The sequence below is a fragment of the Listeria marthii genome, from assembly GCF_014227425.1.
Taxonomy (GTDB): Bacteria; Bacillota; Bacilli; order Lactobacillales; family Listeriaceae; genus Listeria; species Listeria marthii.
The window spans coordinates 407,464-420,154 of sequence record NZ_JAASWB010000001.1 but is presented as its reverse complement, the minus strand read 5'-3'; the positions used below and the strand labels follow the sequence as shown (position 1 = coordinate 420,154).

General features: G+C 37.6%; 13 protein-coding genes. 12 read left to right on the top strand and 1 reads right to left on the bottom strand.

Features of this window, described 5'->3' with window-relative positions; genetic code table 11:
• The first annotated feature begins 6 nt into the window (after positions 1-6).
• The 7 genes from hemH (at position 7) to gpmA (ending at position 7,482) form a co-directional block, all read left to right on the top strand.
• Positions 7-936: a ferrochelatase gene (hemH, locus tag HCJ55_RS02145; RefSeq protein WP_185516829.1), complete on the top strand. Its 930-nt coding sequence runs from the start codon at positions 7-9 to the stop codon at positions 934-936.
• A gap of 153 nt (positions 937-1,089) precedes the next feature.
• Positions 1,090-1,434, top strand: coding sequence for a hypothetical protein (locus HCJ55_RS02140; RefSeq protein WP_008948520.1), 345 nt, complete (start codon positions 1,090-1,092; stop codon positions 1,432-1,434).
• A gap of 110 nt (positions 1,435-1,544) precedes the next feature.
• Positions 1,545-2,330, top strand: coding sequence for a GNAT family N-acetyltransferase (locus tag HCJ55_RS02135; RefSeq protein ID WP_185501867.1), 786 nt, complete (start codon positions 1,545-1,547; stop codon positions 2,328-2,330).
• A 63-nt stretch (positions 2,331-2,393) separates the two neighbouring features.
• A complete protein-coding gene (locus HCJ55_RS02130) occupies positions 2,394-3,164 on the top strand; it encodes a Cof-type HAD-IIB family hydrolase (protein ID WP_185504087.1) in 771 nt (256 codons plus the stop codon).
• Positions 3,165-3,276: 112 nt separating this feature from the next.
• Positions 3,277-3,954 carry a Bax inhibitor-1/YccA family protein gene (locus HCJ55_RS02125; RefSeq protein WP_185501869.1) on the top strand — a complete coding sequence of 226 codons (678 nt, stop codon included), beginning with the start codon at positions 3,277-3,279 and terminating at the stop codon, positions 3,952-3,954.
• A gap of 147 nt (positions 3,955-4,101) precedes the next feature.
• Complete coding sequence (gene clpB / locus HCJ55_RS02120) at positions 4,102-6,702, top strand: ATP-dependent chaperone ClpB (RefSeq protein ID WP_185516827.1); 2,601 nt, start codon at positions 4,102-4,104, stop codon at positions 6,700-6,702.
• Between the two features lie 90 nt (positions 6,703-6,792).
• The gene (gene gpmA / locus HCJ55_RS02115) at positions 6,793-7,482 is read left to right on the top strand and encodes a 2,3-diphosphoglycerate-dependent phosphoglycerate mutase (RefSeq protein WP_185516825.1); all 690 of its coding nucleotides are present in this window, start codon (positions 6,793-6,795) and stop codon (positions 7,480-7,482) included.
• A gap of 89 nt (positions 7,483-7,571) precedes the next feature.
• On the opposite strand, the gene HCJ55_RS02110 is transcribed toward gpmA, so the two are convergent.
• Positions 7,572-7,760, bottom strand: a complete 189-nt coding sequence (locus HCJ55_RS02110) for a YjzD family protein (RefSeq protein ID WP_185392509.1) — start codon at positions 7,758-7,760, stop codon at positions 7,572-7,574.
• Positions 7,761-8,083: 323 nt separating this feature from the next.
• Here HCJ55_RS02110 and HCJ55_RS02105 point away from each other — a divergent pair, with 323 nt between their 5' ends.
• From HCJ55_RS02105 to HCJ55_RS02085, 5 genes are all read left to right on the top strand, one after another.
• Positions 8,084-9,211 carry a GW domain-containing glycosaminoglycan-binding protein gene (locus HCJ55_RS02105; RefSeq protein ID WP_185516823.1) on the top strand — a complete coding sequence of 376 codons (1,128 nt, stop codon included), beginning with the start codon at positions 8,084-8,086 and terminating at the stop codon, positions 9,209-9,211.
• Positions 9,212-9,329: 118 nt separating this feature from the next.
• A complete protein-coding gene (fabH, locus tag HCJ55_RS02100) occupies positions 9,330-10,268 on the top strand; it encodes a 3-oxoacyl-ACP synthase III FabH (RefSeq protein ID WP_185516820.1) in 939 nt (312 codons plus the stop codon).
• A gap of 203 nt (positions 10,269-10,471) precedes the next feature.
• Complete coding sequence (fabF, locus tag HCJ55_RS02095; protein WP_008948510.1) at positions 10,472-11,713, top strand: beta-ketoacyl-ACP synthase II; 1,242 nt, start codon at positions 10,472-10,474, stop codon at positions 11,711-11,713.
• A 121-nt stretch (positions 11,714-11,834) separates the two neighbouring features.
• Positions 11,835-12,287, top strand: coding sequence for a MarR family winged helix-turn-helix transcriptional regulator (locus HCJ55_RS02090; protein ID WP_185502101.1), 453 nt, complete (start codon positions 11,835-11,837; stop codon positions 12,285-12,287).
• A complete protein-coding gene (locus HCJ55_RS02085; RefSeq protein ID WP_008948508.1) occupies positions 12,271-12,687 on the top strand; it encodes an organic hydroperoxide resistance protein in 417 nt (138 codons plus the stop codon). Before HCJ55_RS02090 ends, HCJ55_RS02085 begins: the two co-directional genes overlap by 17 nt.
• Positions 12,688-12,691: the final 4 nt, after the last annotated feature.

The following is a 12,691-nucleotide window of genomic DNA, read 5'->3' as shown; positions in this document are numbered from 1 at the left end:
TAAAAAATGACTAAAAAAGTAGGTTTACTTGTAATGGCTTACGGGACACCGTACAAAGATGAAGATATCGAACGTTACTATACCGATATCCGTCACGGTCACAAGCCAAGCGAAGAAATGATTGCAGATTTACGCGGCAGATATCACGCTATCGGCGGCCTATCTCCACTAGCAAAAATAACCGAAGCACAAGCCTATGGATTAGAAAAAACACTAAATGAAACGCAAGACGAAGTAGAATTTAAAGCATATATTGGCTTGAAACATATCGAACCTTTCATTGAAGATGCGGTCGAGGCGATGCATAAAGACGGTATAGAAGAAGCGATTTCCATCGTTTTAGCGCCACATTATTCTAGTTTTAGCGTCGAAGCATACAATAAAAGAGCAAAAGACGCTGCAGATAAACTAGGTAGTATCGAGATTAAGGCTATTAATGACTGGTATAAACAACCGAAATTCATCCAAATGTGGGCTGACCGAATTAACGAAACAGCCAAACAAATTCCACCAGATGAATTAATGGATACTGTTTTAATCGTTTCGGCGCATAGTTTGCCAGAAAAAATTAAACAACATAATGATCCATACCCAGACCAACTACAAGAAACAGCAGATTTAATCTTTGGAGAAGTCGCAGTACCTCATTACGCATTAGGATGGCAAAGTGAAGGGAAGACCGGAGAACCTTGGCTTGGACCTGATGTACAAGATTTAACAAGAGAACTTTACGGTCAAGAAAAATATAAACACTTTATTTATACGCCAGTTGGCTTTGTTGCGGAACATTTAGAAGTACTTTACGACAATGATTATGAATGTAAAGTAGTAACAGATGAAGTTGGCGCAGCATACCACCGACCACCAATGCCAAATGCCGACCCAGAATTTTTAGAAGTATTAAGAACGGTTGTCTGGGAAAAATACACAAAATAAAAAACGTGCCGGGATAGATATTATTCCGGCATATTTTTTCGCAATAAAAGAAAACGTTTTCAATATTTTTAGCTAAATACTATGAAGTTTTAATCAAATTCTCATCTTCACCGGGCATAATGATAACTATAGAAAGACAGGAGGTTCACCCAAATGAAAAACAAGGCAGAGAAACAAAGAATTGCCACTAATTTGTCACTTTATATGAAAATAAATGGATATACTCATAGAACATTCGCGCTTGTAGTCGGGATTTCCCAAAGCACTTTAAAAGCATTAATGATAGGGAAAATGAGAAACGAAACTAAATTCCAAAAATACATAACACAAATTACAGAAAGTTTGGCACTTGAAGAAAAATTCTTTGAACAACCGAAAGAAGCCATTACATCAGCACCTATTACATTTCAAGATACAAACAAAATGCATCTTGGAGACGAAAAATTCAATGCAATCAGCTTATTGCTAAAAATTGGCGAAATTCATTACGAATCTTAAGAAGCTTGGGACTAATTGTCCCAAGCTTTTTTATATGGAATATTCAGGGCTTGACGAACCTAACTAACTCACGTAAAATGAAGACAATTTTCAAAATAGGAGTGTGGCACATGATTAGAAAACTAACTGTATCTGATAATGAAGAAGTAATGGCACTTTTAAAACCCGAAGCAACCCTGAATTTATTTATTATTGGGGATATCGAAAATTTTGGTTACGAGAGTGATGTGCAAGATCTTTGGGGCGAATTCGATTCAGCGGGCAAATTACACGCATTGTTACTTCGATTCGATACGTTTTTCTTACCTTATTCAAAAGATGCTAATTTTGATGCAAAAGCTTTCTCAGAAATTATTGCTAAGCATGATACCTATGAAATTAGCGGTATTTCTCGTGTCACAAAGGAATTTGAAGCATTTTTACCACAACTTGCTGAAAAAAGACAAGATACTTATTTTTGCGAGTGCGAACATGTAAATCGTATTTCCGTAAATCAAGATGTTATTGTCAGAACGGCAGTAGCCGAAGACGTAGCGCCAATTATTAAAATGCGCAAAGATATTAAAGAATTTGGCACACGCGACGAAAATGAAGAATTAATTATTCGCCAAATTGAAAAAGGCGTTAAACGAATTTATTATATTGAACAAGATCAAGAAGTAGTAGCCGTAGCAGAAACATCCGCAGAGAATTCCTTTTCAGCAATGATTACAGGTGTTGCAACAACTGACGGTTACCGGCAACGTGGCTTTGCGAGCACACTTCTCAAAAAATTATGTTGCGATGTTTTAGCGGAAGGGAAGAAACCGTGTTTGTTCTATGATAATCCGGTCGCTGGTGAAATATACCATCGCCTTGGTTTTGAGCACACTGGAGATTTTGTCATGTACAAATAGCCTTTACTTTACGTCCGTAAGATTGGTATGATGGATATATTATGTTAGTAAAGGATGGATAATGTGAAACCACGTGGAATTTGTTTTTTTGATATGGACGGAACACTTTTAAATAGTGACTCCAAAGTACTTGATAGCTCACTTCAAGCATTAGACAAACTTCGGGAAAATAATATTATTCCTGTCATTGCTACTGGACGGACACTTATAGAAATAAGTCATCAAATGAAAATTACCGGCATCGAATCCGCAGTAATGATGAATGGACAAATGGCTATTTTTGAAGGCGAAAAAGTATACGAAGATGTAATTGATGCGGCTCTCTTAAAACGTTTGACAGAAGAAGCTAAATCACAAAATGTAGAAGTTTGTTATTATAATGATAAAAGAATTGGCGCTACCGCAAACACGCCAGTTGTAAAAGCGCACTATGACTTCCTAGGTGAGCCAATGCCAGAAGTAAGAACGAATATGTATAAAGAAGAAACAATCAATATGGCACTTCTTTTACTCGAAACAGGAGACGACTATTTCCCAGAACGTTTTCCAGAACTACAATTCGTTCGAAACACACCTTTTAGCAACGATGTATTAAAAAAAGGTGGCTCCAAAGCAGTTGGTATTTCTAAACTACTTGAAGTAATGGGTTATCAGGATGTTCCCACTTACGCTTTTGGTGATGGTATGAACGACTTGGAAATGTTTGGCGCGGTGGACTATGCGATTGCAATGGAAAACGCTGTACCTCTATTAAAAGAAAAAGCCGCATTTGTAACGAAAGACAACAATAGTGACGGCATCATGCTAGGCTTAAAACAATTTGATTTAATTTAAAGAAGTGCTCTTGTGCGCTTCTTTTTTTGTGAAATTCCAACGCAAGACCGATAGAAATGTAATAATTCTTTTGCTATAATAAAACTAATCAACTGGAAGAGGAGAAATGTTCATGAACGAAATCAATCACACATCGGAGCGAGTAAATACAGAGAAAAGAACAGAGAAACAAATTATTATGCAAAAAATACTTAATTGGTTTGTATTTTCTTTGCTACTTGCATCTATCGGTGCTGCGATTGGGAGTAAATTAAGCCCAGAACTTTATTTGCCTCTTGTCGTATTAGAAGTCGCGTTACTAGTTACAGCTATAGTTGTGCGTCGAAGCAAAACCATTAATAAAATTGTAGGTTATCCCGTTTTACTAGCATTTGCGTTTGTCACAGGTTTAACGCTTGGACCAACTTTGACATATTATTTTGGCGCTGGGCAAGGTGCTGCAGTTCTGATGGCATTTGTTACAGCAACCGTTACTTTCACGACACTAGCATTTATTGGTGCGAAAATGAAGAAAGACTTATCTTTCTTAAGTAGTGCGTTATTCGCTGCAGTTATCATTCTTATCATCTTTAGCTTTGTGGGAGTCTTTTTACCACTAGGCTCTATGTTGTCAACGATTATTTCAGCAGGCGGAACGATTATTTTCTCATTATACATTTTGTATGATTTCAACCAAATTATGAAGCGCGATGTGGAACTTGCAGACGTACCAATGATTGCGATGAATTTATATCTTGATTTCCTTAACTTATTTATGTTCTTACTACGTCTATTTACTGGCCGTGACTAAGAAAACTTAGAAGATCTGCCAACTTAAAAATTGGTAGATCTTTTTCTATAAAAAGAAGGTTTTTGTTAGACAAACACAATTTAAAATTCTATAATAAAGTTAAGGTCAAAAAAGGTCAGACTTATCTTTTATAAGGAGGACGAATAAATGGATTTACAAAAATTTACACAACAAGTCCAGCAAACAATTGCGGACGCACAAAATCTAGCTATTGCATCAGAACATCAAGAAATCGACGTTGCACACGTTTTTAAAGTGTTAATAACAGAGAGCGATTTTGCAAAACGGGTATATGATGTAGCAGAAGTTGACACAGACGCACTTCAAAAAGTAGTAGACAATACTTTGGACAAAATCCCAGTAGTTTCAGGAAGTGGAGTGAATTACGGCCAAGCAATGAGCCAGGCACTTTTCCAACTAATGCGGGATGCGGAAAAAGAACAACAACAATTAGAAGATGATTTTGTTTCAACAGAACATCTTATCCTAGCTGTCATGGATCAAAAGTCGAATCCAATTACAACTGAACTAAAAAATCAACATAAAACTAAAAAACAAATCAAAGAAGCCATTTTAAAAATCAGAGGAGGGAAAAGAGTGACTTCTCAAAATGCAGAGGAAAACTATGAAGCTTTAACAAAATATGGACGTGATTTAGTTGCGGAAGTTAGAAGCGGCAAACTCGATCCAGTTATCGGACGCGATGCAGAAATTCGTAACGTTATCCGGATTTTATCTAGAAAAACAAAAAATAATCCGGTATTAATCGGCGAACCAGGTGTTGGTAAAACGGCTATTGTCGAAGGTTTAGCGCAACGTATCGTTAGAAAAGACGTACCAGAAGGACTAAAGGATAAAACAATTATCTCGCTGGATATCGGTTCCCTTATCGCTGGAGCTAAATATCGCGGTGAATTTGAAGAACGTTTAAAAGCAGTACTCCAAGAAGTAAAACAAAGCGATGGCCAAATTTTACTCTTTATTGATGAAATTCATACGATTGTTGGAGCTGGGAAAACAGACGGCGCGATGGATGCCGGAAATATGTTAAAACCAATGCTTGCCAGAGGAGAACTACACTGTATCGGCGCGACAACATTGGATGAATACCGCCAATATATCGAAAAAGATGCTGCTCTTGAAAGACGTTTCCAAAAAGTACTTGTTCCAGAACCAACCGTGGAAGATACAGTTTCCATTTTACGTGGTTTAAAAGAACGTTTTGAAATCCATCATGGTGTTAATATTCATGATAATGCGTTAGTGGCGGCAGCGAGTCTTTCCAACCGTTATATTACCGACCGCTTTTTACCAGATAAAGCAATTGATTTAGTAGACGAAGCATGCGCAACGATTCGTGTCGAAATCGACTCTATGCCTAGTGAACTCGATGAAGTAACAAGAAAAGTAATGCAATTAGAAATTGAAGAAGCAGCTTTAAAAGAAGAAAAAGACCCAGCAAGTGAACGACGCTTAGAAATTTTACAACGGGAACTAGCTGACTATAAAGAAGAAGCAAATAAAATGAAATCAAAATGGGAATCCGAAAAAAGCGAAATCGGTAAAATTCGCGAAGTTCGAGAACAAATCGACCATTTACGCCATGAATTAGAAGAAGCGGAAAACAACTACGATTTAAACAAAGCCGCAGAATTACGTCACGGCAAAATCCCAGCTGTGGAAAAAGAATTACTCGCTTTAGAAGAAGAAAATCGCGAGAAAACAGCGCAAGAAGATCGGATTTTACAAGAAGAAGTCACAGAAAATGAAATCGCAGAAATTGTCGGACGTTGGACTGGAATACCAGTAACTAAGCTCGTAGAAGGCGAACGCGAAAAACTATTAAAACTAGCAGATGTATTGCACCAAAAAGTAATCGGTCAAGATGATGCCGTTCAATTAGTCAGTGATGCAGTATTGCGTGCCCGTGCCGGCATTAAAGATCCAAAACGCCCAATCGGTTCCTTTATTTTCTTAGGTCCTACAGGTGTTGGTAAAACAGAACTCGCGAAAGCTCTCGCGTTTAATATGTTTGATTCAGAAGACCATATGATTCGAATCGATATGTCTGAATATATGGAGAAACATTCTGTATCAAGACTTGTCGGAGCTCCTCCAGGTTATGTTGGCTACGAGGAAGGCGGACAACTAACGGAAGCTGTAAGACGAAATCCTTATTCAATTGTTTTACTTGATGAAATCGAAAAAGCGCATCCAGACGTATTTAATATCCTATTACAAGTGCTTGATGATGGACGTATCACTGATTCGCAAGGTCGTTTAATTGATTTTAAAAACACTGTGATTATTATGACTTCTAATATCGGCTCCAATTTATTGCTTGAAAGAACCGAAGAAGGCGAGATTTCAGCGGAATTAGAATCAGACGTTATGCAAATTTTACAAAGCGAATTTAAACCAGAATTCTTGAACCGAGTAGACGATATTATTCTATTTAAACCACTGACACTTGCTGATATTAAAGGAATTGTGGAGAAATTAGTAGAAGAATTGCAACTTCGCTTAGCTGATCAAGAAATCTCTATCACTATTTCTGATGATGCCAAAGCTTTCATTGCAGAAGAAGCGTATGATCCAGTTTACGGCGCACGACCACTTAAACGCTATATTGTGCGTCATGTAGAAACACCTCTAGCAAGAGAAATTGTATCTGGTAAAATCATGCCACATTCATCCGTGGAAATTGATTTGCACGATAAAGAATTTACTTTTAAAGTTACAGAATAATATGGAAAAGGTTTGACACCCTGCTTGAAAGGGAAAACTTTGGTTGGATTAGTCGTTTAGAAAATAGACGAAAATGGAAGGATGAGGAAGATGAAATTAGTATTAATTCGTCACGGTCAAAGTGAATGGAACAAATTGAATTTATTTACAGGTTGGCATGATGTGGACTTGTCAGAAGAAGGCGTTATAGAAGCGCAAACTGCAGGAAAAAGAATTAAAGAAGCCGGCTTAGAATTTGATGTAGCCTTCACTTCCGTATTAACAAGAGCCATTAAAACACTTAATTATGTGCTAGAAGAATCTGATCAAATGTGGGTTCCAGTCAATAAATCTTGGCGTTTAAATGAACGACATTACGGAGCGCTACAAGGTCTTAATAAAGAAGAAACCGCTGAAAAATACGGCGCTGACCAAGTACAAAAATGGCGTAGAAGCTATGATACTCTTCCACCATTATTAGAAGAAAACGATGAAAGACAAGCAAAGAATGATCGCCGTTATCAACTACTTGATACACACGCGATTCCATCAGGTGAAAACTTAAAAGTAACGCTAGAACGTGTTATTCCTTATTGGATGGATACAATTGCTCCAGAAATTAAAGCTGGACGCCGAGTAGTTATTGCAGCTCATGGTAATAGCTTACGAGCATTAGTGAAATTCTTAGAAGGAATTAGCGACGATGAAATAATGGACTTAGAAATTCCAACAGGCGTACCGCTTGTATACGAATTAAATGATGATTTAAAACCAGTCAACAAATATTATTTGGACAAATAAAAAAAGAACCTCTTTCCAGTTATTGGAAAGAGGTTCTTTTTTTGAGCTACACTCGAAAAGTGAGTTCTCGCTATCAGAAAGTTGGATGTTTACTTAAAGTCATAAACTTCGCTATCTTTAGGCATCAAGAAAGTGATTAAAATAATGAAGAAGGATAACCCTACTGTTAAAATAATAGCCCGTGTCATATCAAATGATACATATAACATGGAAGAAAGAACGAATTCAGCCATTAAAGAAAGTAAGAATACCCAAATTACAGTCACCACGTAACGCATCCTTACACCCCATTTCATCTATTTCATTATACATTTTAGCACATAAAATTAGATTATCCAATCATATATCATTTGAAAATGCGATTATCGAAAAAAAGGAAGGAAAAACCGCAAGTACGGAGAATAGTAGTGTAAAGGGGCAAATAAGCAATGACATAATATTGTCAAATGTAAATAGGTTAGCGAAAAACCTTTAGAATAGCCATTCTGCTTACTTTATGATAAATCTTTCATTGAAAAATTAGTAGGCTCTCAGAATGAAAATGCTAGAATGAAGAAGGTTAACAGAGACAGAGCCATTTAAATTGGGGGAACTAACTAATTTGGATAGGAAGTGCCAACTGATAATGAAAAAGAAATTCACGCAGATTTTACTAGCAAGTGTCATCGTAAGTTCTACATTGTTACCCTTTGTGGATGCAGGGGCAGCAGAAGCGAGCCAAACGACAGTGAGTCAAGCAGGAATGACTTTATCACAACAACAATTTATACAATCAATCGCAACTGATGCGCAAGATTTACAAAAAGATGAAAAAATATTAACGAGTGTTACTTTAGCTCAAGCCATTTTAGAATCCAACTGGGGAAAAAGTGGTTTATCAACTTCAGCTAATAACTTGTTTGGAATTAAAGGTAGCTATGAAGGAAGTTCCGTTTCTATGGGGACACAAGAATTTAGCAACGGCAAGGCATACCACACACAAGCCGACTTTAGAAAATATCCAGACAAAAAGGCATCATTAGTCGATCATGCGCAACTTTTTGTCAACGGAGTATCCGGTAATTCAGAATTATATTCCGCGGTAATTGGAGAAACCGATTATAAAAACGCAGCACACGCTATTCAAGATGCAGGTTATGCAACTGACCCAGGGTATGCTGAAAAACTCATTTCAACCATCGAAACTTACCATTTGGATCGATATGACCAAATTTACGATACAGTAACATCAACCGAAAACCAATTAGCCTATGCAGAAATTACAAATCCGGGCGAAGAAGTTATTTGGACAAAACCATATAATACAGAAGGTGCAGAAAAAGCAGGAGTGACCAAAGATTACCAAAATAAAACACTTCGAATCGCTCAAAAAGCGAATACAGAAAAAGGAACATGGTATCAACTGCAAGATCAAGGTAAGATAATTGGGTGGATTAGCAGTCAATCGGTAACAGTTTTCTACACACCACAAAATGAAACGAGTGTAACGCTAGATAAATACATCACCGATTCAGACCAAAAAATCTATGCTTATCCTGTAGAAGATAATTCGAAAGTAGTAACTGATTTAAATGATTATCTAGGAAAAGAACTAGATATAGATCGCCGAGCAGATGTGAAAAATGAATATTGGTACCGTATTAAATCAGAAGATGGGAAAGTTATTGGCTGGTCCAAAGCAGGCGGTTTCGCTGAAAACAATCCTGACAAAACGCTAACAGCAAAATAAAAATAGCAATCCAATTGCGTAAATGATATTTCTCTGTTAAAATTAGTACCAGGTCATAAAATATCCAGGAGAAAAAGCATATTTTCATCCTGATGCAGTTTGATATGGAGGAGAACACATGAACGCAGGAATTTTAGGAGTAGGTAAATACGTACCTGAAAGAATAGTAACAAACTTCGATTTAGAAAAAATAATGGAAACATCCGACGAGTGGATTCGTACTCGAACTGGTATTGAAGAAAGAAGAATTGCTCGCGATGATGAATATACGCACGATTTAGCTTATGAAGCAGCAAAAGTAGCAATTGAGAACGCTGGTCTTACTCCAGATGATATTGATTTATTTATCGTTGCAACCGTTACGCAAGAAGCAACATTCCCATCCGTTGCGAATATTATCCAAGACCGTCTAGGGGCAAAAAATGCTGCGGGTATGGACGTGGAAGCAGCTTGTGCTGGCTTTACTTTTGGTGTAGTAACAGCAGCACAATTCATTAAAACAGGCGCATATAAAAATATCGTAGTTGTTGGTGCAGATAAATTATCTAAAATCACTAACTGGGATGATCGTGCAACAGCTGTATTATTCGGTGACGGTGCAGGTGCCGTTGTTATGGGACCAGTTTCTGATGATCATGGTTTGCTTTCATTCGACTTAGGTTCTGATGGTTCTGGTGGAAAATACTTGAACTTAGATGAAAATAAAAAGATTTATATGAATGGACGCGAAGTATTCCGTTTTGCAGTTCGCCAAATGGGTGAAGCTTCTTTACGTGTACTGGAACGTGCTGGTCTTGAAAAAGAAGAATTAGATTTATTAATTCCTCACCAAGCAAACATTCGTATCATGGAAGCTTCTCGTGAACGCTTGAATTTACCTGAAGAAAAACTAATGAAAACTGTTCATAAATACGGGAACACTTCCTCATCTTCTATCGCGCTTGCTCTTGTTGACGCAGTAGAAGAAGGACGGATTAATGATAACGATAATGTCTTGCTTGTCGGTTTTGGCGGCGGACTAACTTGGGGCGCCCTAATTATTCGTTGGGGTAAGTAAGCAACAAATTAAAAATGGAAAGTTGCCCTAACGATTATTTTTTGTTAGGACAACTTTCCTTTATTTATGTTATAATGAAACAGGCTTTTGGTTTATTTGTTTGTGCACTATTTTTAATTTTAAATAAAGCCTTAACTTTATACTAGCTGCTGTCATTAGACAGAAGTTGTTTTTTATGAATTGCAAAATAAGGAGATGAGTAAATGGATAAGAGAAGAGTAGTTGTTACTGGTATTGGCGCTGTTACACCAATTGGAAACGATGCGGAAACTTCTTGGGAAAACGCAAAAAAAGGTGTTAATGGTGTTGCAGAAATGACAAGACTTAATCCGGATGACTTTCCGGTTAAAATTGCAGCAGAATTAAAAGATTTTGATGTAGAAAAATATCTAGAGAAAAAAGAAGCTCGTAAAATGGACCGTTTCACGCATTACGCGATTGCAAGTGCTGAAATGGCTGTACAAGATTCTGGTTTAGTTATTGATGATTCCAATGCAACTCGCGTAGGCGTTTGGATTGGTTCAGGAATCGGCGGAATGGAAACTTTCGAAACACAATTTGAAATTTTCTTAAACCGCGGCCATCGTCGAGTTAGTCCGTTTTTCGTTCCAATGATGATTCCGGATATGGGTTCCGGTCAAGTTTCTATTCGTTTCGGAGCAAAAGGTATTAACTCTACAACAGTTACAGCCTGTGCAACAGCAACAAACTCTATCGGTGACGCATTTAAAGTTATCGAACGCGGAGATGCTGATGCCATGATTACAGGTGGAGCAGAAGCACCGATTACTAAAATGTCGCTTGCTGGTTTCACTGCGAATAAAGCTTTATCATTAAATCCAGATCCAGAAACTGCATGTCGTCCATTTGATAAAGACCGTGATGGTTTTATTATTGGTGAGGGTGCAGGGATTGTTATTTTAGAAGAATATGAACACGCAAAAGCTCGTGGTGCGAAAATTTATGCAGAAATCGTTGGCTACGGCGCAACAGGTGATGCATACCACATTACAGCTCCGGCTCCAAATGGTGAAGGTGCAGCTCGTGCAATGAAAATGGCAATTGATGATGCAGGACTTTCTCCTGATAAAGTGGATTACATTAATGCACACGGAACAAGTACGCCTTACAATGACGAATATGAAACACAAGCAATTAAAACAGTCTTCGGTGACCATGCGAAAAAATTAGCAATTAGTTCAACTAAATCAATGACTGGACACACTTTAGGTGCATCTGGTGGTATTGAAGCTATTTTTGCACTGTTGAGTATCCGTGATAACATTATCGCGCCAACAATTCATTTAGAAAACCAAGATGAAGTTTGTGACTTGGATTATGTTCCAAATGTAGCTCGTGAAACAGAAGTAAATGTAGCACTTTCTAACTCTTTCGGCTTCGGTGGCCATAACGCTACTTTAGTATTCAAAAGAATAGAAGAATAAGATAATAGTCAAAAGCCTTACCTCTAATTCGGGGTAAGGCTTTTTTTGAGCAGAAAACTAGCTTTATTTATTGATATTGTATAAAATTAAATTGCACACAACTTAAAAGGAGGAGAACATGTTGGACACGAACACGCGCATATTAGAAGAACAGCTGTGTTTTTCTGTTTACAATGCATCCAAACAATTTACGAAACTGTATCGTGAAGCTTTAGAGCCGTTTCAATTAACCTATCCACAATACATTGCACTGCTTGTTCTATGGGAAGGCGAGGAACAAACGGTATCAGATCTTGGTAAACGACTGGCTTTAGATAGCGGAACGTTAACACCTATGCTAAAACGAATGGAGCATTTAGGATATGTTACACGGAATCGTCATCCGGAAGACGAGCGACGTGTGTATATTCGCCTGACAGAAAAAGCAATAAAAATACAACCAGATGTATTAAAAAGCGTGGACAACTGCCTTCAATTACTCGATTTTGCCGAATTAGACTACAGACAATTACTTACAAAAATACAAGCATTAACTAATCAATTAGGAGGAATAGAAAATGAAAAAACTATATGAAACAACGGTCATTAATACTGGGGGAAGAAGCGGTGAAGTACATTCACCAGATAACGTATTTTACTTCGATATCTCTGCACCAACAGAACTTGGTGGAGATGGTGGAGGCGGAACGAACCCAGAACAACTTTTTGCCGCTGGATACGGGGCTTGTTTCAACAGCGCTTTAGAATTAGTTCTTGGCAAAGCTGGAATTGAAGCGAAAAGTACAGTAACAGCAACTGTCAGCTTGTACAGCGATCCAGAAGACAATGGCTTTAAAATTGGTGTCTTATTAGAAGGAACTATCGAAGGCCAAGATGAAGAAAAAACAGAAGCACTACTTAAAAAAGCGCATGAAGTATGCCCATATTCTAAAGCAACTCGCGGAAACATTGATGTGGAAATTAAAGTAGGTTAATGCT